Below are 22704 nucleotides of genomic sequence, written 5' to 3'. Positions count from 1 at the left end.
TCTGGGTTGGATCCCAATGCCCTTCGCACAAGCGCTATCACCCGCAACCTCGGTCGCAGTGAGATGCTGTTCCGCCGGGAGGGCCGACCTCACGGGCTTTATCTGCCGGAGAAAGGCGCGATCCGTCTGACCCGCACGGGTGCAGACGATCGAGCGATGATCCTGTTTCGGGCACTGCTGGGTGATACATCCGCGGAGGCGTCAGTGTTTTCAGAGGTGTCCCACTGCAAGGCGGTTTGGAAGAGGGGCGAGGCGCACCTCCGGGCAGGAACACGCATTCTTTATGGATAAGGTTCCCGCTGACGGCGACCGTTTGATGAGGAGGTTCCGGTTCTTCAGGTAGCGGAAGGCTTGGACGAAGGCGCGTTCCTTCTCGATGTCAGTGCCCTGGACCGCTGCGGGGTCCTCGATCCCCCAGTGGGCGGAGGCCGGGTGGCCAGGCCACACCGGACATGCCTCGCCGGCGGCGCTGTCGCAGACCGTGAAGATGAAGTCCATCACGGGCGCATCCGGCCCAGTGAACGTGTCCCAACTCTTCGAGCGGTAGCCGTCGGTCGGATATTCGAAACTGCGGAGCACCTTCAGGGCGAACGGATTGACCGTTCCCTTCGGTTGGCTCCCTGCCGAGTATGCGTTGAAGCGACCGGCGCCGTCTTTCCGAAGTATGCCTTCGGCCAGGATCGAGCGGGCGGTGGTGCCTGTGCAGAGAAACAAGACGTTGTAGGTACGATCAGCCTTCTGCGGGCTCCGGTTCGCATGCACAAGGGTTGGTAAGTGGATCCAAGACAAGGGCGCAGATTTCGGGATGCCCTTGGCAGCAGTCCTGCAAGAGAAAGCGGATGAGTTCGCCGAGACCAGTTACCGATGCGCTGTAAATTATGGAACGAGACTCACGCCGGGCTCGGACCAGTCCAGCACGCTCAAGATGGCCAAGGTGAAAGCTCAGGTTGGAAGAGGACGCGCCGACCGCTTCGCCGACCGCACCGGCCGCCATTCCATCCGGACCGACCTGAACTAGCAGGCGTACAATCTTCAGGCGCGTCTCTTGTGAGAGCGCCGCAAAAGCACTAAGAGCCTGCTGTTCGTCCATATTTCAATATCTCAATAACTATTGAGATGTCGGTAACACCTCAGTGACGGACACGCAAGCCGGTTGGTTTGGTTGCCTGTGCGAGGACCAGAACCAGGATCAAAGTTGAGAACAATAGAACGTATGGTGCTGCCCCGCCTATGAGAACAAAGGCTTGCGCGGAGTCCGCAAACCTTGGCCAGTCCTCCCAGTGGGCTATCAGCGATCAAGTGGAACCCGGTGCTTTTCGCAGCGGTGCCACCATATCGAGAGCATCAGCACCTTCCCAGGCCAGCTTAGTACTACGGCGCGTTATTGAGCGGATGAAAAACCTCTTGCGCGCGCCGACTTCGCCGACGCACTTCCCGCGCGGACACCAACCGCAATCCCAACCTCCGTCAGGAAAAACTGTGCTCCACTCTGCTCCAGTGCACGCCGGATATCGAGGATCTTCTCTAGGCTCGGGACCCGAATATCATTCTCAAAATCATTGAGCAGTTTGCGGCCGCAACCGGCTTGTGCACAGACTTGCTCCTGACTCAGACCGAGCATCGTTCTCGCGCCTCGACACGCAATTCCGCTGATACTTTGATCTTGAGCGAGAGCAGTTATCACAAGCTTATCCCCATAAAGCTTGTTATGTCTGTATTTCCGGACATGTCGTTTGACTCGCATTACACATCATGTATCGTAAATGGCATCTTCAATGGTGCATGGAAGGAAGTAAATAGCGGCGCACCAGTAGAAAGATGAATGTGGGTCACATGCGGTGGTGGTTAATGCCTCCCGCAGGCGGAGGGCCAAATAATGGGTACTTTCGTTTTCTATAGGACCAGCGAAAACAATCATATCAATACAGCTGCCCTACTATCTGCTCATGGCTTCTCTGTGCTCGGGGAGCCTACAACGTATATCCGCATCCTCGGGCGAGATCGTATGCAGATTGGCGTGCGAGAAGGAAATGCTCACCAATCCTTGTACACCGTCGAAGGCTCCATAGAGCAATTTATAAGCCTGTCAGCCCTCTTGGACAACGGTAAGGGCGCCGCTGAAAATCGACACATCGTACTCGATATTCCCCTTGATACATTTGTGGAATCTGACACCGGTACGGCCATAGATCTCCGAGTAATCCCTATTTTATCGTCACCCGCTCATGAATTTTTTGACCGGAATGGGCCTCTTCTGCGGAAATTGATCGAACCGCGGAAAAAGCCAGATGACAATTCTCTAGATCGCGACCCTATGTGGCTACTGACCTGCGGGCGCCAAAACCGTGGAAGGGCGGCCTGGACGCAACAAACCGCGGTCGAGCATGTAGCAATCAGCAAACGTCTATCCGTCTTCTATCGTACCTTGCCTTACCAAATACCGGCGCTCAGCCGAGTCGAACGTGCGTCACTGCTGGAAGGAAACCCATTACCGGCTGCCCGCAGGGCTGGAACGCTGCTGGCATGGGCACTTCTTTTCGCTGCAAGAAGCGAAGTCGATGCAAGAAAGCTAGAAGGCAGCGGAACTACACCTGAGGGCACGCAGAGTACTTTGCCAAGCGTTTCGTCATATCCTCACGCCAATTTATCAGCGACCGAGAAGCGTGTCTCCTGACACTAAAGATCCTGCACAACCCGATCTTCGCGGTCACTCAATTCCCCTGGCCCAACTTGCTGCGTCTCTACCATGAGGAGCACCTATGCTGATCCATGTTAATCCGGTCGCAGAGACCAGGCCCGACATCGGCCCGCCATCACTGCATGAGCTGACAAATTCAATCATCCAGAAACTCTCATTGCCGCCACGAAGTGTGGATTCGTTGGTCGAGTACTGCGCCAGTAGATTCGACATCCCGTCATCGGTCGATGATGCACATCGAGTGATATGCATCCGCCTAAGCGTCCTCACCGGCATGGACGATCCAATTATCCAGAAGCTTAGCGTCCTTGAGGCTACGGGGGTTCTCACAGCGGAGACCGTCGTCCGCCTTGCCCTTGCCCGGGCTCATTCCTCCACCAGCCAAGAAAACTCCAGACATACCAATCAGACAAGGTGAATCCGATGAACATAGTCGATGACTTCGAACTCGACGACGACCTTGTGCTGCGAGCTAGAGCTATCCGTGAGCGCCAATATCGACGGCGCAACCGCGCTGCTCAAAGCGGCCGTCACCTGCCGACGACCACGGAACTCCTTCGCGGCATGCCATTCTTGTCCGGACACGTCCTTACCGATGCTAAGGCTTGGGCCGAGCGACTTGAGGTAACCCTTTCCGCGAAAGTCGGGAACAGAGTCATCAAGGCCCTGCAGGCCCTCACGGTCCCGTGCAGTGCTGATACTTTTCTGAAGACTGCTCACGTGCTTGAGAGCACCCAGGGTCTTCACCGTTACACCGATGATACTGATGCAGCTTTGAGATGTCGCATCTATGCAGCTGGACTAGGATCGATCGACGCGGCAAGACAAATCGCCCACTATACCGCCAACAGGGCATACAAGCGCTTAGACAACGAAGACGAGGTTCGCGAGCGAATGATCACCGCAATGATAGGTTGGACTATCGTTGCATCTGACCATCAGGTAGGCTCGCAAACGAGACTGACACGCCGGGACAATCTCTGCGCTCGGGCGCTTACGATAGGCGAAAAGTTAACCCACGAAATTGCCCAAGGGCAAAAGACTGCCGCTGAAGTCGACGGATTCGAACAGAGAGAATCGACCAAAAGCAAGATAATCGAACTCGCTCAGAGTTCAGGTGGAAACTACATCAGCACGGAAGCGACCCCGGCAGGAGGTACAGACCAGCATGAACGGTGCCTTGTTATCAGAGAACTCAGCGGCATAGAGAACCCACAAGCCGGACGCGAGGCAATTAAGTCGTTTGAGGAGATCGTGGGGAAAGAGCTACCTCTCGTTCCCGTGCCTGACCTCACCGCCGCGCGCCGAGAGCTCCTTGCAGAGTTTCCCAATGCCTGCAAAGCCATTGACGTACTACTCAGCGAACTTGTTGGACGCGCCTCGGTTCGGTTTAGCCCTGTGCTACTCTTGGGACCTGCCGGCATTGGGAAAAGTCGCTTTTCTCTCCGTATATTCGAGGTTCTTGGTGTTCCAGCTCACCGGTATCCTTGCGACGGCATAAGCGACAACTCTTTTGCTGGCACACCACGTCGATGGAGCACTGGCGAGGCGTCGGTGCCACTGGAACTAATCCGTCGACGGCGGATAGCAAATCCCGGCGTTGTGCTCGATGAAATCGAAAAGGCTGGAGGACATCGACGCGGATCTGGCGGCTGCCTTCACGATGCCCTCCACGGTCTCCTTGAACCAGAGACTGCCGCAACCTACGCAGACTCTTACCTTGGTGCATCCGCCAATCTGTCGTGTGTAAACTACATTGCAACTGCAAATTCCGTTCAAGGGCTCTCGACCCCGCTTCTCGACCGCTTTCGAGTCGTTGAATACCCAGCACCCACACGCGAACACTTGCCTATTCTTGCACCCAGGCTCCTCGAGGATGTGTGTAAACATAAGGGGTGGGATCTCCGATGGATTGAGCCGCTGACTAGTTCAGAACTCGATCTGATTGCGCGCACGTGGGATGGGGGCTCACTGCGCAAGTTGGGCCGGATTATAAATGCCATCACAGAAGCCCGGGCCGCATTTGCAACGAAGCATTGAAACTCTCTTCGACAAGCTTTCTCGCCTAAACGGTCAGATCGGCACCTAAACCAGAGCTCCCAGGAGATAGGCATGATCAAATTTTTTGTTGCTCCCCCGTCGCCCTCAGCTGCGCCTGTATATGAACGGCTTGTTACCCATAAGGGCGTGTGCGTATTTGGAATTACATACCAGTCGCCTCGTCTCCGAGCCCTTTACGAGCGCACTTGCTCGCGAGGAGCCCGAGGTCGAAGGACCGACAATCCACAAATGGTCCATATCGCCATCAACCCGACTGACCTCGGAACCGCAGTAGTCCTGCATCCCGATGGTTTCGCAGAAATTGTAGCAAGCTCGTACCCTGGAGCTCATGGGTTGAACTTATCCGAGCAACGCACGGCGCTTCGTGCGGCTCGAGCTTACGGCTCGAAGCCATCGTTTGAGTTGCTTTTGCTCCGGAACCGCAAATGTCTCACACAGAGAAGAAGACTCGGTCGGATGATTTCACATAGATCTGAGCGAAGGTTAAATAGCTGCTCCGCGGGGCCGAAGCGGTAACGCAGAATAGAGAATCTTTCGGGGCCCATGCTGGGGCGTCGTATCCCCGATCCGGATCGTTACAGCGCGAGCGAATTACCTAGTTTCCAGGGCTACCGTTCGTGATCAAAACTCAGTTTGCAACCTGTGAGGAGTGAATAATCATGCCTCTTAAGCAAAACCAAGTGCAAGATCTATCCCCTCCCAAGCCGAGCCTTGAAGACCAAAGACGGCTTCACTGGCTGACTGGGAGAGTCATCTGCATCGACGGTCGGCCATATCTCGTGAAAAGCCCACGCCTCGGAAAATTTATCCTCCATGACAGAATAGCTGATCGCACTCTCGTCTTCGCTGCCGGAGAGCTCAAGAAGCTATGGTTAGAAGACCGACTTAGCCTAGAGGCAGAAGCCAAGACGTTCCTGGCTGTCGCTTCATGCTGCTACACCGACCGTACTCAGCTCGATGTACTAACGGACCTCGGACGTCCTTGCCTGACGGTTGTTCGCAACCGAGTGTCTAAAGCTATTACCGGAGTCTACATCGAATTTAGTCATTGAGGCTTAAACGAGCGATCCCATCTCCCGGTCCGGTCAATTGAAATCATAGGAGGATACTGATGCTCAGAGATCTCAAATCGGACAGTGTAGCAGTGCAGCGCGATGTCCAATGTGTTGTGACCAAGAGAGCTGTCACGATCAACGGTATCGCCTATAACGCGGTTCAGCCGATAGGCTCTCAAATGCCAATGTTCCTTGGTGTAGGAAGACTCATGCCGGGAATCGAGCTTGCCATTGACACAAGCAAGGGCTCGATAGCGATAGGCTTTCCCGATGAGATCATCTTGAGGCGGCCTCCGTCGCGTGCTGCCCGTACTCGACCATTTCGGAGACTGCCCGGATCATTCTTGGCAGCCCGCCGCCAAGGTCGTTCTCACGCCCTCGAACTTCGTCATCTGAGGGGCACCAAGATTTCGCCTTGCTGATCGCCAAACACAGGTGCTGCTCTCTCAGGCAGCGGGGTCTCCTTGCTACCTGACCATGTACGACCCGTAAGGAGCATTGAAGGAACTCAGCCCAGCAACTTAGCGCGGGCCGCTGTAGGGTCCGAAGGAAAGAGTGGCCTGGTAAGCAGGCGTCTGCCTGCTGATGAAGGTGCCGAAATCCATATTCGGTGAGACTGCAGCTCTAGAGGCCGCCGAAGACACGCTCAATGATCGAATTCTCGAGGTCTTACGACGTATCGGGCGGAAACCGGTAAATTACCTACCTCTTAAGCGATTCCTGGTGATCACATGTCGAAGGCGGGCAGTCGGGACTAATTTGCAGGCGGGCTAAACCGCCTAGCAGTTACCTCCTGCTGCCGAAAAGGACGTGCCACCCCTAAGATGCAATGTCAGGAGGCAGGTCGCTTCTATCCGGGAAAGAGTTGAGACCGAAGAGCAGGACGCCTCGGTTAGTAAGGCATCCGGCGGCCCGCCCTATTCTCCGGCCGCAACCGAAGCTAAGGCTCGCCGATCAGTATGTGGCGGGCACTGCAGATATCGCGCTTCTCACTTGCTAAACAACTAAACTTGGGGGAGCCGCGGGCAAACGGGGAACCCAGATCTTGGAAGAAGGGGTACTCCGAGAAACGGTCCAGAGGCTGGCTAAATCATCAAGGGCACCGCTTGGCGCCTCAGCCCAGGATGGCTGCCACTTCGTTCCCAAAACCAAAACATTGATGGGCACAAGCTATCGGGAAAAATCAGACTCCCCACAGCTATCACAGGTCCTGTAATGGATAATCGGCAATCGCCCCGGTATAAAGGTTTCCGATCTGGGCCGAGATACAACCCGCGGCTTGCGAAGCTCACGACCAAACGCTTGTCGAGCCTGATTACCGCAGCGGGAGGATCGGATCGGATGAGCCTGTCGGCATGCTGGGTAGTAACGAACGGTCCGCTGAAGGAATTTCGGTGGAGAAACCAATTGGCGAAGAAGAAGCCTACCTCAGAGACGGTGCGGACATACGGAGATTATCCTGAAGGCCCGGTTCGAAAGATCTTAACTGGTCGGCGCACCCGGAGTTGTGCTGGGGATTACCCCTCAAAGAAGAACGGCGTCCTAGTGCCCTTCGAGAGCCTGCTTGAGGGCGATCTTGTCGTGATCATGGAAAAGGATCTGGAAATCGCGAGGTACTGGGCACAACCTGAAACGTTCCGGTGGCGCGATGAGGCTGGCCGCTGCCGCCGGTACACTCCGGACTTTCTCGTTCTCAAGGTCGACGGAACACGGGTCTACCGGGAGGTGAAACTGAAGAAGCAGCGGAAACGTGATCCCAATCTCGGCGGAAGGCTACCGCGGATCGAACAAGAGTGTGCCACGCGCGGTGCGCGATTTGAGTTCTGGACAGAGGACGAGATCTGTATCCGAACCAACGCCCGGTGACCGCCAAGCATATCATGCCGGCAGGCACGTTCTACCCACTTCGCAAACACGCTGAATTCGACAATGGGGCATTACAATTCACTCCCCGAGTTCGCCTCCATTTAAGGATCTTCCAAGGTGACCGCTACCCGTCTCAACTGGCACAAGGGCGAGCATGTCCTGATTAAGGACGAAGAGGGAATTGGAGTGCTTTGGCGCGTCATCGAGCGCGATGGGAAGGCATGGCGGCTTGTACCCGTTACGGGCGGGGACACGAAAACCTTTGATGATGACAATATTCGCGTCCTTCGGTGCAAGCGCCATCTCGAGCACCATCCTGGGAACCGATACGGGTTATCCCCTGAACACGCAGAGTTACTGCGAAAGGCATGGGACGCTCACAAGCCAGAACACCAACTTGTTGCAGACATCAAGCTCGCATACTGCCGACGGGTCGACGAGTTGCGCGACACGAAGCTGTCGTTCGATGACTGTTACGAACGAGCCTGCAACGAGGTGTATCCGGAGAACAAGGCCCGCTGGGAGCAAGAAGCACGAGACATCGAGCTGATCCGAGAGGCAGATCACAAAAAACGTCGCCAAGTTCCCGAGGAAATCAGGGCTGAGAAAACGCGGAGCCCCGAGATCGAGAAGCCTCGCCCAAGTACGCTTGAGACTTGGTACACGTTGTGGGTCAAGGTCGACAGGGATCGCAGGATCCTGATCCCGCTCTATTCAAAGCGTGGCGACCGGACGCCTCGGCTTAAAGGAGGGGAGATTAATATCTATGAGCGAATGGATTTCTACATTCACAACTTTTACTTCGATCCAGATAAAAAGAACAAAAAGCAGAACTCGCTAAGGTTTGCCCACAGACAACTAGAAAAGGAGCTCAAGGCCCACAATTTGTATGTAAGCTATGCAGGATTCCGCAAATACAAAGTTAGGAAATATACCAAGTTCGAGGAGGATGTGGGACTCATTGGCTTTAGGAAGGCGATGCTAAAGCACGACGTGTTCCGCCGTATTCGCTCGCCGGATTACGCCTTGGATGAAATAGAAATCGACCATTGCTTGATTGACCTGATTGTCGTTGACGAGCGGTCAGGACGACCAATTGGCCGCCCGTGGCTTACGGTTGCTCTGGATAGAGCGACGCGCATGATCCTTGGCGTCCATTTGTCCTTCGAAGTTCCAAGCTACGCATCACTGCAACGGTGTCTAGCACATGCCTTTTGGCCGAAGGACCTCACAGGACTGGATCTAAAGCACGACTGGCCCTGCGAAGGCATACCCAAGCGAGTGTTTACTGACAATGGACGCGAATTTCTCTCTCGTAGTCTCAAGCGGACCGAGGAAGCACTGGGCTTTTCTGTGATCCAGTTGCCAGGCCGCTCACCCTGGCTGAAGGGAAAGGTAGAGCGCTTCTTCGGAACGATGAATGCACAGGTGCTGAATCACGAAGACGGCAAGACATTCTCGAATACGCAGAAACGTAAAGACTACGATTCAGTTGGGAAGGCGCGGATCTCACTCAACGAGCTCCGTTCGAAGCTCACCAAATGGATTGTTGACGACTACCACGTGACGTCTCATGAGGGTCTTAAAGGACTTCCAGGCAGTATGAACACGCCACTGGAGGCATGGTATCAGAAGACTGATCCCGAAGGGGTTCGTGGTGTACCCGATTTCGAGCATATCCGTCGCCTGACTGGAGCTACATTCCTGCGGCCGATCACCAAGAACGGAGTTCGGTTGTTCGGTTTGTATTACTGGCACGAGGACCTCACGGATCTCCGTCGTCGTGGCGGTAATCCTCGCTATGAGATTCGAGCAGATCCATACAACATTGGGGAAGTGTCTCTCTTAGATCATGTGGATAAGCGCTGGATCGACATCCCATGCGATCGGCCTGAGCTTGCAGTCGGGGTCACCATTCATCAGTCAGGGGTTCACATCAAGGCGGCGAAAAAGGCAATCGGCGGCCGGAGGATCGATGAAGATGATCTCCTTGCGATGCGTCGCAAGGCAAAGGAGGAAAGTGAGGCCATTCTCGCGGATGAGAACGCAGGGACCACTGCTACGCGGGTAGGTCGGTATAGAGTTCCCAACGGACAATACTTCACCCCCGTTGCTGGTGAGACTGGAATTGCTGCCAGCAATGACGATGAGCCGCCTGTAACACAAGATGCCACTGAACTTCCCGAAATTCGCCAAGAGCCCCCGCCTGAGAAAGTAGCGTCTCCACCGGATGTAGCGACAGAGGACGACATGCAGGCACTCCTGGCCGAGCGCCTTGCGTATATGAAATCACGGAGAACTGGATGATGGACCTCGCTATCGTGATGCATAACAAGGAGAGTATCCCAGACGCGTCAACGGAACAGGAGGCGGGATCGGACGCTACAATGGACCGCATTGTAGCCTTCGAGAACAGTATCATCCCTCACAAAGCCCTTGAGAACGCAGAAGGGACTATCCGCAAGCTGCAGAGTCGCTATCGACCGCCGGGACAGCCGCAGTTGAAAGCTCGTGCGCTACTACTCGTCGGCGAGTCGGGATCAGGGAAGTCGACGGTGCTTGAAAGTTATTTTGAGCACAATAAGCCGAAGACGTTGGCAGAGGCTGAATCCGAGGATGGTGACATTCGACCAGTTGTAATGGTCGAGGTGCCACAGCAACCAGGTCGTCGCCAATTCGTCGCAGCTATAATGGGCGAACTGAGCTATAAGGTCAAAGACGATTGGGACACCAGTGAAATTATCCGGAAGATCAGTTACTACTGCAGAGAGTTGCAGGTTCAAGTTTTGCTGATTGATGAGGCCCATCACATCGTTGAAGGTAAGAAGCAGGACGCTGAAGAGGACATTTCTGAGTTCATCAAATCGCTTCTGAATCGATGTCGGGTTCAAATTGTTCTCTCCGGATTGCCAAGCTTGCTAAAGCTGAGAGAGTACAAACAACTCAAGCGCCGTCTCCAGGCGCCCGTTCAGCTGCGGCCTTACAACTGGTCTACTCTTGAAGGGCGCGCCGAGTTCTTAGCAGTACTCACACAGTTCGAGGAGCAGGCAGCGCTGCCGATGTCTTCCAATCTCGCTGACCATGAGGTCGCTAAGCGAATTTACTGCGCAACTGGTGGGCACATCGGACTCGTGTCGAAGTATCTAAGCGAGGCACTTGAGCGTGCGATAGACGAGGGCAAAGAAGTATTAGACCTGGAACTGCTTGCTGAGGTGTATGCGGCTTTTGAAGATCAAGACGAGGACAATGATGAACTCTTGGACGATTTTGACGCAAAGCCGAGAGCGAAGAAATCGCAAAAGAAACGAACTGCAGGCAATCCCTTCCTCGCTACCAATGCCGAACTAAAGGTACTCTGGATGGTGATGAAGGACAAACGTGACGAGATGGTCAAAGCAGCTAAACGCCGAAACTCGCGTGAGACCCGATTCAAGGGTACCCGGGGAGAGCCTAAGGTCTTTGCATGAAGAGGTGCGTAGTCTCCAGACTTCCGCTGCGCGTGCCCTACAGAGCTGGTGAGCCAGGCCATGGCCTCCTCGCTCGACTTGCAGCGCGGCATGAGGAGGCTGACATCGGGAGTTTTGCGGCCGATCGCAGCCTATCCTTCGACCGTGTTGCCCTCGGCCATGATCTGGATACCCTCGCCTTTATTGCAGGGCTACCTGCGGAACCCTTGTATCTGGTATCGCCGCAAATTGATGCTGCCGCGCGAACTGTGCGACTCGGAAACGAGGTTGTTCGGCTCAGTGATTGGTCACCTCGGGGACGGCGCTGGTGTCCCAGGTGCCTGCACGAGGATCTGAGATGGGCAGTCGATTTTGGACATCGCATAGATACGGCCACCTTTCATCGGTTTTGGTGGGATGTAAAAGTGATCGGTAACTGCCCATTACACGGTGGGCCGCTCGAGGAGAACTGCTCAGAATGCGGAGGTTCGGTCGCGTGGCGCGGCCAGCCGATTCATCTTTGTGCCTGTGGACGTTCACTTGCCTCGTCTCAAGATCATGAGACCAGGTGCGACTGCCCCGATGACCTGTACCTTGTTGCTCGGTTGACAGGAACTCACCACCCACCAGTGCCATTGCTGGACCACATTCCCCTAAAGGATGCGATTTGCGGTATTGAACGTCTCGGGCTTGCAATTCTGAAGCCTTGGAGTGGCCCTAAGCCTGTCGTGACGAAGACGGAAGCCAAAGCCGCTCGTATGGAAGGGATGCGGGTTGCATTAGCTTGGGAGACGCCATTCTTGGCGGCTCTCGACAGGTTGGTGGCGGAGGCCCGAGCACGCGAGGCCCCTAGGGGGATGATTGGTACATACGGCTGGATCTATGAGCACTGGGTTTCAACTCTCCCTGACGATACGTTTGGGACACAGATCAAGGCAGTCTTGCACCAGCATGCGATTGCAAACGGGGTTGTTGCAAAGGGCGAGAGCTTGCTTGGGCAGCAAGGGGTCTCCGACGTAATTAACATCACCCACGCGGCGCGAGCTATGGGCATTAGCTATAAGAGAATGAGGCATACGCTTGACCGGGCCGGGCTATTGCCGAGGGGGGCTCGGCGGGGTGTCGCGGCGCCTCTTAGCGTCAGTCGGGTCTCGGAAATCAAGGCGGCTTACGAGCGCACTATCGGTATGGGTGGGCTTCGTTGCCTGTTAGGTCTTGGAAAGACTCAGACGAGGAGGATCGTAGGCGCCGGGCTGGTAAAGGCTAAGGCAGGAGGTCCCAATGAGATCGACGCGGGACGGTTCCCCTTGAATGAGGCTCGCGATTTCGTCGCACGTGTGCGGCAGGGGGGACCGCAACGCTGCTCTATTCCCGCTCGGGCAGCTACGTTGCCTTCCGCCTGCCGTTCGGTCGGCATCCGCGTTGAGGTTGCCCTGGGTCTCATCCTTGACGGCAGAATCTCGCCAATTGGCGTTTTGGACGGATCAGTTGGGGTTAGTGGAGTTCTGATCTATCCAGCCGATCTACGTCGAGCCACAGACAGGGAAACGTCTCTGACTGTGGAGGCAGCTGCTCGGGAGCTCGGTATTCACCATGAAGTCGCACGCTTCTTAGTCGCTCGGCGATATCTTCCGGTTCTCGCCGACGGGACGCGACGAGGTATAGATCCGGTAGGACTGCGTCGGTTTCGCACAAAGCACATGAGCGGTGTCGAAGTGGCGAGGGCCCTTGGAACGTCACCTCGGCACCTCGCACCTAAGCTCTTAGCAGCTGGTATTAAGCCGGTTATTGGTCCACCTGAATGCCGCCAACTGTTCTTCGACCGAAGGTTAGCGGAGGATGGCGTAACTCGCTTAAGAAACGAGCACCAGTAGCAAGTATCAAGGTCTAGGGGGTAGCCGAAGGGCAGCAATCCTCACGTGAGCAGACGTTCAGAAAGAATCAGGAATCTCGGCCCCTAACCCTTTGCTGACTATTGTGGCTGTTCAGATCACTACGAATGGTGCAGTTGGACATTGGAGGACGAACCACCGCAGCTTTCGAAGGCTTGCTCCTTCTTTCGATGAATGACTGTCGGCGTCCCCACCGATGCTGCCGCGCTTGTACAGAAGATGGCGCTCAAGTTGTGCCGCCAAATATTCTGATCGCTTTGATAAGCAAGACCATGAGAGAATTCACCAGTGCTTTGAAGCCTACTCTATGCTCCGTCGCACTTAGTTCCGTCCGATCGACGGGCCGTCATAGTGTAGTCCAAATAGGCGCGACAGCCGCCTAGTGGCTCGATGGGTGGCAAGCCAAGTCCTCCGCCGGGACCAAGCGCGTAAGAGCGGCAGAGAGGCGCCCGCCTGCGGAACCTTGATTAACCGCTTGAATTCGACCTCACTCAGGGCGCCTTTCAAGCCATTGCAGTCTACGCACGCGGCCGCCAGGTTGTCTCGGCTGTGCTTTCCGCCCTTCGCCTGCGCGATCCGATGATCGGCTGTCGCCACGCCGACTTGGAGCGGGCAATAACAGTAGAAGCAGGTGTGCTTTTGAGCCCTTAAAGCGTCGCCACGATGCATCACGTAGAACGCGCGGTTGACCCCGGTCGGCTTCTTTGGCGGAGAAGGGGCCTGTGCCGGTGCTTCCTTGGACTGCATCAGCGCCAAGGACTGGGCGGACGTCCTTGCCTCCTTCGATCGCTTTGGTAGTCGCTTGACAATGAAACGATCCCCAGCCTCGGCCAGCACGAGATCAAAATCGTACGGAAGCTTGTGCCGCTTGACGATGTGGGCCCAGAGAGACCGGAAGCCACCTGTGTCGACAGCACAATACGGGCAGCGGTAGATTGTCATGCTGTCGCGCTTGTCGCGTTACTCGAGCGTCCAGAAGGATTTCATATCCACTTCCTCTCATTTTAGCCTGATCGGATCCACCATGCTAACACCCTGCCTCGCATCAACAGCGCCTTATCCCTCAGTGAAACACGCCACGCGCCTCATCGCAAATGCGGGTCAGCATTTCTCGGAGCAGAGATAAGATGGGTTACGTTACACGAGCTTTCGTTTTCGCATCGCCAAGAGGACCACCTGAAGATCGATTTCTCCTCTCCCGATCATCCGCACAACCGACCGGTAGTATCCGCCGGCATTACGGATGCGGTATCGCCCGCTCGCAACATCATCGTCGTAGAGTTGCAGAACGTAGATGACCGCGATCGCCGCTTTGAAATCACCAATGGTCCCGACAGCCTCATCCCAGGTACTGAGATGGGCTCCTAACGAAGCTCGCAGGTAGCGGCCAGCCGAAACAACATCGGCAGCGTCTCTGATTGGACGCCCATAGTAGGAGACCACGGGACAAGCTTCGGCGACCAATCCTGGTGCGATCTGCGAAGAGCTCGATGAAACGCTTACGTCATGGGCAGGCGCGTGAGGAGCATTGTCACAAGTTTTACTAGGAAACCCGTTCTCTGCTTCAATGTGCCGGCATTTTGTGCCGTCACAGCCTGCCTCGTAGAAAGCTTCTTCAGCAAGGTGCCTTGCCACTCTCCACTCTTCGACCAAGCCGTCAGGGAGGGATGTTCCAGACCTCTTTGGAGTTCTGGCCTTCAGAGTCACCAGGCGGTGCTCCAGATCCGACCGATCAACGCCAGGGTAGTGCTGGGCAAGGGCACTCAAGGCTTCTTCGGATGCACGCCGGCAAATTGTGATCTCGTCGAACTTCCGCTTGAGAAACTCCTTAAGCCGCTTTTGCTCTGCAACGATCTCCGCCCATTCTTTGCGCCTGGCATGGACTGGCGTCAGGTCGAAGCCGAATGCGTCAATAACCGCACCAGCTTCATCGCGGATGGCATAGCGCTTGCCATTCGGCGAATCCTTTGGGATCACGAGCCGCAGTTCAATCATGGTGCGAATAGCGTTGCGGATCGCCCGCTCGGATAGGCCAGTGGTCGCCACCAAGCGGGCATTGGACGGCCACACCAGAAGCCGGTCTGCCTTCTGCTCCCCCCAGCATGCCACCAGCTGACCCAGTACTATGCGCTGGGTGGCGCTGAGCCTAAGCGCCTTTTCGGCGTCCCGAGCGGCAGCCGAGAGTTCCTTGCGTGTCACAACTTGCTCGGTCTTGAGCACAAGTCTTCTCGCGGCCAGAGCAGCATGTCTCAGCCGCCGGCCTCCTGACGATGCGATCTGCATCGCGTCCCTCCAATGTGAGGGCAAAGCGGGAGCGTTCACCGGAACCGATGTTCTTGACAGTCAGCTTGTCGGGATGGCATAAGGAAGGTGCTTAAGTTTCCATACGCCCACCCCTCGGTGGGACTCCAAAGGCCCTCGAAGTTTCCAGCTTCGTGGGCCTTTTGCTTTGCCTGGCCTTAGTTCACGGGTTGCTTCTCCTGTTCGAAGAGGGCTGCGGGAGTTTCGGGGGTAGACTGCCTAGGCGGACGGAGCCTCCAGTGAGGACGTTGGTCCCGCCATCGACGTTCGTGAGCGCCAACACGTCAGGCTCCCACCGACCTATCGGGCGATAGGCCTGTGGGAGCGCTGCTTTTGTGGCGCAAAGAACTGGCGCCTGCGCACCCGCTCTTCTCGCAACCTTTCAAGAAATGGCTGATTCGATGTTGCGTGTGGAGTCAATCTGAAATGATTGAGCGATTGTTAACGCAGTTCGCATTGGAAAACTGAATCCGCAGGATTCTTGAGGCCGGAAGCGGCGAGTCGATAGAAAGATAAAAGTTCTGCCTTGACTCTGCGAGAATCGCTTTTGACTCTGTGGCTGCTGGATGCGCTAAGATCATTGTCACTGCGGCAGTGACGCACAGCCTCGAAATCATAATTTATCATCTTGAATACTGTCAGTGTCGATGGACGCCGATCGGGACTATCAAGCGTCAGGCTGACAGTCACTGCTCGGGAGTGCGGGCGAGGAGCTCTGTCCGTCCTATCGTCTCGCCGAGGTCACTGTGACGCTAAGGGACCAACACTTTAGGCTTGACCGATGCCGGACGCTCAGATGAGTCTCTTAGCAACAAAGCTTCGTTCGAGGGGCTAGGGACGAAGCAAACCAAAGAACATGATGTCTGCACCTGATACCGTCGCACCTGCCGCTGAGCGCCTTCACAATCTCCTGGGATACGTCGAGCAAGTGGTTCGGCTGGATGAGCGGCCAGCCCTGCGCCTCTCCGAGCACCGCCTTCCAACCGGGCAGTCCTTTGTGCTGCATCAGCATGAACTGCATGCCATACCTGGGATTCGTCACGACCTGGTGGACGAGGATGGCCCGGTGTGGCTGGCCGTGGAGCGGCTCCGGCGCAGTGATCCTCCCATACCGCCAGAACAAGCCGCGGACTGGCTGGAGATCTCCCCTGATCCCGAGCGCGAGCCGAAACTCCGGGATTACCTGCTTCGGACGGTAACGGAGACCGAACGGGATGACCTTCTGGCCTCTGGAGCCGTGCGACCGGAGGATGTGGCGGAAGCCATCAAAAAGGACGAGACCATTCCCCGCTGGGATGTGCGCCTGCGCCTGGAGGATCGCCCCGACGTCAAAGCCGCCGCCGAGACGTGGATCACCGAACAATGGTTGCCCTGGTCGATGACGGAACGTCCGGTCCGCCGATCGCTGGCGTTGTATCAGAGACTGTTTGAGGTCACCCAACTCGCCGAACTCGGAGGAGGCGACAAATCCTTCGAACTTGTTTGGGGTATGGGCCTCTCCCGCTGGCTGAGGGATGGCAATGAGGTCGACCTGCCTCTGGTTGAGCGTCTCGTGGAAATCGAGATCGATGATCTTGCCGGCGGTGAGATCAAAGTTCGCCCCCGCGCCGCGACAGCCAGCGTCAACATGCGCCCGTTTGAAGAACTCGGTGTCGAAGGGGCTTCCCTGGCCTTGGACGCGTCTCGTCGGGCGATCGCAGCCGTCGATGCGGATGAGGGTGTCTCACCTTATCGGCACGAGGGATTCGAGCCTATCCTTCGAGCCTGTCAGGCCCGTCTGGATGCCGAAGGCGCCTATCTGCCCGATCGCCAGGCATTGGCACCTGACCAGCCGGTGCCGTCGGCCGGCGAGCACCTGACCGTCTCGGACCGCTGGGTTCTGTTTGCCCGGAGACGATCCGACAGCTTCATCCTGGCCGACCTCGAGAACCTGAAGAAGTCGGTCGAGAAGGCAGCCGAAGATGGCTCGTTGCCGGGCCCGGCCCAGACCCTCGTGATGGGGCCATCCACCGCGCAGCCAGATAATATCTGGACTCCGCTAGGCAATCGCGTCGGCGAGACCGTCGGCGGGACAGCCGAGGCGGCACCTCAACCTGAGGCGATGGACCTCTTCTTCCCCAAGCCCTTCAATGATGACCAGATCGAGATCGTCCGCCGTCTGGAAGGCACCGATGGCATCGTCGTCCAGGGCCCGCCCGGTACCGGCAAGACACACACGATCTCCAACATCATCTGCCATTACATGGCCACGGGCCGGCGGGTGCTGGTCGTGTCGCATGGTGAGCCCGCCCTTGCGGTCCTGCGAAACCAGCTACCCGAAGGCGTCCGGGATCTCGCGATCAGCATCACGGCGACGGAGCGAGAAGGATTTAAGCAGCTCGAGACGGCCGTTCGCCTCCTGCAGTCGGTGGTCGAGAGCATCAAGCCCAGCGAGCAATCGCGTCTGATCCGTGACCTGGAAGCCTCCGTGGTCGGGCTCCGGACCCGACTTGAGGAGGTCGACAGGGAGATCGAGAGGTTCGCTCTGTTGCAACTCGCCCTGACCGCGGCTGGTGAGCGGCCGGCGGAGCTTGCAAAACGGATTGTCTCCTCGGCAGAGCAATACAGGTGGTTCGAGGATCGTCCGGAGCAGCCTGCGCAGGATGCTGGTCTGTCAGACGACGAGATCTCCGCCCTTCGAGCGGCCCGTGTGACCCTTGGTTCCCGACTCGAGCACCTGGATGCGGTGCTCCCGTCGGTTGAGGATCTGCCCGACGGGGAGGTCATTGCCCGGCTGCATGAGGACCTCGTCCGGTCTGAGCGCTTCGCGGAGGCGGCCGCACGGGATGGCTTGCTGACGATCCGCATCGGCTCAGTTGGTGCCATCGGGCAGGCGCTGCGAGGAGCCGACGCCCTTGAGACCCTCCAGCGTGTTCAGACGTTCGCCAAGGCGAATCCATGGCTTGAGCCGGTGGCTCAACATGCGATTGCTGGTGAGCGAGGAGCCGGCGCGCTCGATCTGCTCCTGCGGTTCGTGGAAGACGCAAAGCCGATTGTCGAGGAGCGCAAGCGCTACCTGGCCCAGCCGGTGGAACTGCCTGATACCTTCGAGCCAGCAGCCGCTGAGGCAACCACGTTGATTGGCCGCCTCGCCAGCGGCGAGGAGGTCTTTGGCTTCTTTGCCTTTCGCGAGAAGGCCCTCCGACCGGTCGTACAGGCCATCAAGGTGCAAGGGCGCGTGCCGGCTGCTCGTGAGGACTGGGATCACATTCGCCAATACCTCATCTGGCGGGAGCAAGTTACTTCACTGAGCGTCCGGTGGCGGGCGCTGGCCGAGGAGATCGGCGCTCCGTCTGCAGGATCGGCGCGAGAGATCGAACAACTCGTTGGCCTCCTGAATACCATTCTCGTGGAGGGAGCTGGCGCCATGCGCACGCTCGAGGAGGTCTTCGGCCAAGTCGTACCTGGGGCGAGCTCGCCTCGGGATCTCTGGCGCGATCCTGCTCGGATGGAACATGCCGAGGAGGCACTTCGAAATGCGGTGGCCTCTGCACAGCTCGCCGCCGCGCGCGTTGAAGTGTCCCGGCTCGAAGGGCTCTTCTCGGATGCATCAGGCAAGATCGGAAAACTGGCCCGCGACCTCCTAGGCGAGGCAATTGGCCGATCCAATATCGAGACGGAGACCATTGCCCGCCTCTGGGGGGCCTTGCGGCGCCAGATCGATGATCTGAACCAGCACAAGAACCATCTGGCGCTTGTCCGTACCGTGACAGGTCGGATCCGCGAAGCGGGGGCTCCTCTCTGGAGCCGTCGTCTGGCCACAGAACCAGTCGAAGGCGATACGGATGCCTTGATCCCCGTCGACTGGCGTGAGGCATGGGACTGGGCCGCAGCCTCGGCTTATCTGGCGCGGATCGACGACCGGAACCGGCTGCGTAGCCTGGCCGAGGAACGGGTCCGCCTTGATGCTGAAATCAGAAAGACCTTCGAGCGGGTGGTGCGCGAGCGAACCTTCTATGAGCTTGGTCGGTCCATGTCCGGGCCGGTACGGTCTGCCCTGATGATGTTCGCCACAGCCCTGCGCAAGACCGGCAAAGGCACCGGCAAGGGAGCCGTCCGGCACCGCCGCGACGCCCGCAGCGCCATGGCCCAGTGCTATAATGCCATTCCGTGCTGGATCATGCCGACATGGCGCGTTGCGGAGCAGTTGCCTGGCGAGGTTGGCTCGTTCGACCTCGTCATCATGGACGAGGCCTCCCAGTCCGACATCCGTGAGGTTCCGGCACTCCTTCGCGGCAAGAAGATCCTCGTGGTCGGTGACGACAAGCAGGTGAGCCCGACGGCTGCCTTCATCGAGAATGCGAAGATCGACCGCTTGGAGCACGGCTTCCTCAAAGGGCAGCCGTTCAAGACGCTGCTGCTGCCGGGAGCCTCGCTCTACGACCTCGCCAAGGTCATGTTCCCGGACAAGCTGGTCATGCTCAAGGAGCACTTCCGGTGCGTCGAGCCGATTATTCGGTTCTCGATGCAGTTCTACCCTGAGCCGCTGGTGCCGTTGCGGGTGCCAACGGCGCATGAACGGCTCGATCCGCCGCTCGTCGACATCTACGTGCCGGACGGGCGCCGCAAGGGGGATAAGCAGAACCCACGGGAGGCGGAAGTCATCGTCAGTGAGATCCGCAAGATTGTTGACGATCCCAGCCTTGCCCGCATTGAGGCACAGGACCGCTGGCGCACGATCGGCGTGGTGTCGCTGATTGGTGCAAAGCAGGCCGCCCTCATCAACCGCATGCTTCTCGATGAGCTTGGGGAGGATGTGATGATGCGCCACCGCATCGCCTGCGGTGACAGCGCCACTTTCCAGGGCAACGAGCGCGATATCGTCTTACTGTCCATGATTGCTGATCCCAACAGCAAGCAGGCTCAGACGGCAGCCCAGTTCGAGCAGCGGTTCAACGTGGCGCTATCCCGTGCCCGCGATCGTCTCGTGCTCGTCCGCTCAGTCCGAGAGGAAGAACTCAAGCCCGAAGATCTGAAGGCGCGGGTGATCCGCCATTTCCGTGACCCGATGGCCGGTGCTGCTACGCCCACGGGTGACCTTGAGGCAATGTGTGAGTCGAACTTCGAGCGGGAGGTGCTGCGGCGTCTGCTGGAACGCGGCTATCGAGTCACTCCCCAAGTGGGAGCTATGGGGTACCGCATCGATCTCGTCGTCGAGGGAGCAAACGGACGGCGCCTAGCCATCGAGTGTGATGGGGATCAGTACCATGGTCCGGAGCGCTGGGCGGATGACATGCGCCGTCAGCGCATTCTGGAGCGGGTTGGTTGGCGCTTCTGGCGCTGCTGGGCCTCAAGTTTCACGCTCGATCCCGATGGCTGCATGGACGATCTGTTTGCGACCCTGGAACGGCATGGAATTGAGCCAAGCGACGGCACTGTCAGCGGTGGGGGGTTCACAACCCACATCACAGCGCCGGCGGCAGGCACCGAATGTGATGGGTATGGGGCAGACAGGGTCGACCAGCAATCCAGAGCACAGGTTCACGAACGCATCGCGGCAGAGCTCAAAGAAGCAGAAAAGCTAGCGACTTCTTCAAACGGAATCCGTGTCGGCGACCGAGTCGTTATCAGGTATCTCGATGACAACAAGACAGCGACATTCACCCTGAGCTCTACCCACGACGATCTACCGAACGGCTTCCTTGCTGAACACTCCCCGCTCGGAAGAGAATTAATCGGTCTGACTGAGGAGGATGAGGCCGAGTTCGAGGCGAGTGGTCGAGTCAGGCGTGTTCTCATCGTAAGAACTGAGAAGCCAGTAACGGCTTACTAGACTGGATGTCAGTTATTGCCGGATGAACAGACACTGATATAGCTGCACGTAAGGACTTCTGCTGAGCCGCTGCAGATGTTTGTGATGAAGGGGCGGGCCATAGTCGTTGATCTGCCACCACTCCGCTATGCGGGCAGTTTGCGGGAACTGGCCCACATGCGTGTACAGGCCTGGGATATTACAACGGCAGTGCTTATTCACGAGCTGAGACCTAAAGCTATTATCGACTTCAACCCAAGCCTACACGCTCTTAGCGAGCTACGTAGTTTTTGATATCAGAATGCTCTTGTGCCATCGGCTTTGAGCATCCTGGTGACTTTTTAGAGCATCGGACGATTTGTCGGACCCTCCCGATTCTCTCTGCCTAGTGGAGAGAGGTGGGGCGTTGTGGATCCGCCTTTTAGTCCGATGCTGTAGCGCTTACTCAAGCCCACAACGGCAATATGGGTCGATAACCCTGCCCTCGCACTCTAGAGCATCGGACTGGAAATTGGACTCCGGGGCTTTTGGGCTGATGTAACCTGTGATTCACTTGGTTGAACGGGAGGTGGATCATGGGTCACTGCTATTCTCTTGATCTCCGAGTGCGGGTCGCAGCTTTCGTGGAGGCGGGCCATTCCTGCGGGGCGGCAGCCCAGCACTTTGACGTCAGTGAGAGTTTCGCCACCAAGCTCGTGCGGCGAACGCGGAGCACCGGCTCGCCGGCGCCAGCCCGGCAAGGCCGTCCACCGGGTGGCGGCAAGCTGGTGCCCTATGGGGCTTTCCTGATCCAGACGGTCGAGGCGAGGCCGGCCATCACCATGCCCGAGCTCGCCGCAAGGCTGCTGGACGAGCACGGGATCGTGGCGGCTCCCGCGATGCTCTCGCGCTTTCTGTGCCGGCACGGCTTCAGCTATAAAAAAAGCCCTGATGGCAGCGGAATGCGCGCGCGCCGATGTGCGTGAGGAGCGCCGGGTCTGGCACGCTCAGCGTCAGCCGCGCATGTGCCAAGAGCCTCACCGCTTGATCTTTCTTGACGAAACTTACGTCAACACCAAGATGGCCCGCCTGCGCGGGCGCTCGGGCAAAGGCCAGCGGCTGCGCATGAGCGCTCCCTTTGGCCACTGGCAGACCCATACCTTTCTGGCCGGGCTGCGGTGCAGCGAGTTGAGCGCCCCGTGGATCATCGATGGTCCGATTACTCGATTGGCGTTCGAGGCTTACATCGAGACACAACTCGCCCCGACCCTGCACCAGGGCGACGTGGTGATCCTCGACAATCTGGCCGCTCACAAGAGCGACAAGGCGGCGCAGTGTCTGAAGCAAAGAGGCGCCTGGTTCTTGTTCCTGCCCGCTTATTCGCCCGATTTGAACCCGATCGAGCAAGCCTTTTCCAAGATCAAGGCACACCTGCGCAAGGCTGAAGCCCGAACGTTCGACGCACTCTGGCGGGCGCTCGGGGACATCTGTGATTTGTTTGAGCCGCGAGAATGCTGGAACTACCTCAAGGCCGCCGGATATGCGTCCGTTTAACCGTCCGATGCTCTAGGTTCTATTCGCACAGTTTGCGGCTCTGGAGATCAGGACTGCAGCC

General features: G+C 57.5%; 14 protein-coding genes. 9 read left to right on the top strand and 5 right to left on the bottom strand.

What is annotated here, in order from left to right; all coding sequences use genetic code 11:
* Window positions 1–210 precede the first annotated feature (210 nt).
* The 3 genes from OCW50_RS08055 to OCW50_RS33355 all read right to left on the bottom strand — a co-directional run bounded on the left by OCW50_RS08055 (window position 211) and on the right by OCW50_RS33355 (window position 1744).
* Window positions 211–780: an arsenate reductase ArsC gene (locus tag OCW50_RS08055; RefSeq protein WP_262297317.1), complete on the bottom strand. Its 570-nt coding sequence runs from the start codon at window positions 778–780 to the stop codon at window positions 211–213.
* Window positions 731–1090: an ArsR/SmtB family transcription factor gene (locus tag OCW50_RS08050; protein ID WP_262297085.1), complete on the bottom strand. Its 360-nt coding sequence runs from the start codon at window positions 1088–1090 to the stop codon at window positions 731–733. Before OCW50_RS08050 ends, OCW50_RS08055 begins: the two co-directional genes overlap by 50 nt.
* Window positions 1091–1381: 291 nt before the next feature.
* Window positions 1382–1744, bottom strand: a complete 363-nt coding sequence (locus tag OCW50_RS33355; protein WP_373371334.1) for a helix-turn-helix domain-containing protein — start codon at window positions 1742–1744, stop codon at window positions 1382–1384.
* 132 nt (window positions 1745–1876) lie between these two features.
* On the opposite strand from OCW50_RS33355, the gene OCW50_RS08045 reads away from it, so the two are divergent.
* The 7 genes from OCW50_RS08045 (at window position 1877) to OCW50_RS33345 (ending at window position 13000) form a co-directional block, all read left to right on the top strand.
* Window positions 1877–2674 carry a hypothetical protein gene (locus tag OCW50_RS08045; protein WP_262297084.1) on the top strand — a complete coding sequence of 266 codons (798 nt, stop codon included), beginning with the start codon at window positions 1877–1879 and terminating at the stop codon, window positions 2672–2674.
* 447 nt (window positions 2675–3121) lie between these two features.
* Entirely contained in the window at window positions 3122–4738 is a 1617-nt protein-coding gene (locus OCW50_RS08040) for an AAA family ATPase (protein ID WP_262297083.1), read from the top strand.
* A 72-nt stretch (window positions 4739–4810) separates the two neighbouring features.
* A complete protein-coding gene (locus OCW50_RS33350) occupies window positions 4811–5275 on the top strand; it encodes a Mu transposase C-terminal domain-containing protein (protein ID WP_373371333.1) in 465 nt (154 codons plus the stop codon).
* Window positions 5276–7221: 1946 nt separating this feature from the next.
* Window positions 7222–7680, top strand: coding sequence for a TnsA endonuclease N-terminal domain-containing protein (locus OCW50_RS08035; protein ID WP_262297082.1), 459 nt, complete (start codon window positions 7222–7224; stop codon window positions 7678–7680).
* A 117-nt stretch (window positions 7681–7797) separates the two neighbouring features.
* On the top strand, window positions 7798–9987 hold the full coding sequence (locus OCW50_RS08030) for a TnsB C-terminal domain-containing protein (RefSeq protein ID WP_262297081.1): 2190 nt from the start codon (window positions 7798–7800) through the stop codon (window positions 9985–9987).
* On the top strand, window positions 9984–11147 hold the full coding sequence (locus OCW50_RS08025; protein ID WP_262297080.1) for a TniB family NTP-binding protein: 1164 nt from the start codon (window positions 9984–9986) through the stop codon (window positions 11145–11147). Before OCW50_RS08030 ends, OCW50_RS08025 begins: the two co-directional genes overlap by 4 nt.
* Window positions 11144–13000 carry a TniQ family protein gene (locus tag OCW50_RS33345; protein WP_373371332.1) on the top strand — a complete coding sequence of 619 codons (1857 nt, stop codon included), beginning with the start codon at window positions 11144–11146 and terminating at the stop codon, window positions 12998–13000. The genes OCW50_RS08025 and OCW50_RS33345 overlap by 4 nt, the downstream gene beginning before the upstream one ends.
* A 339-nt stretch (window positions 13001–13339) precedes the next feature.
* On the opposite strand, the gene OCW50_RS33340 is transcribed toward OCW50_RS33345, so the two are convergent.
* Together OCW50_RS33340 and repC are read right to left on the bottom strand one after the other, a co-directional pair.
* Window positions 13340–13687, bottom strand: a complete 348-nt coding sequence (locus OCW50_RS33340; protein ID WP_373371350.1) for an HNH endonuclease — start codon at window positions 13685–13687, stop codon at window positions 13340–13342.
* A 468-nt stretch (window positions 13688–14155) separates the two neighbouring features.
* Entirely contained in the window at window positions 14156–15301 is a 1146-nt protein-coding gene (gene repC, locus OCW50_RS08020) for a plasmid replication protein RepC (RefSeq protein WP_262297079.1), read from the bottom strand.
* An 877-nt stretch (window positions 15302–16178) separates the two neighbouring features.
* Here repC and OCW50_RS08015 point away from each other — a divergent pair.
* Together OCW50_RS08015 and OCW50_RS08010 are read left to right on the top strand one after the other, a co-directional pair.
* Window positions 16179–21131: a PDDEXK-like endonuclease domain-containing protein gene (locus OCW50_RS08015; protein WP_262297078.1), complete on the top strand. Its 4953-nt coding sequence runs from the start codon at window positions 16179–16181 to the stop codon at window positions 21129–21131.
* A gap of 554 nt (window positions 21132–21685) precedes the next feature.
* Window positions 21686–22643, top strand: a protein-coding gene (locus OCW50_RS08010) for an IS630 family transposase (protein ID WP_262297077.1) whose coding sequence is annotated in 2 segments (ribosomal slippage) — window positions 21686–22066 and window positions 22068–22643 — 957 coding nt in all. Because the reading frame shifts where the segments join, the coding sequence is not laid out codon by codon here.
* Window positions 22644–22704: the final 61 nt, after the last annotated feature.

This window comes from Microvirga sesbaniae (genome assembly GCF_025460805.1).
GTDB lineage: Bacteria > Pseudomonadota > Alphaproteobacteria > Rhizobiales > Beijerinckiaceae > Microvirga > Microvirga sesbaniae.
The sequence above is the reverse complement of the archived record's forward strand: the minus strand, read 5'-3'. Positions and strand labels throughout refer to the sequence as shown.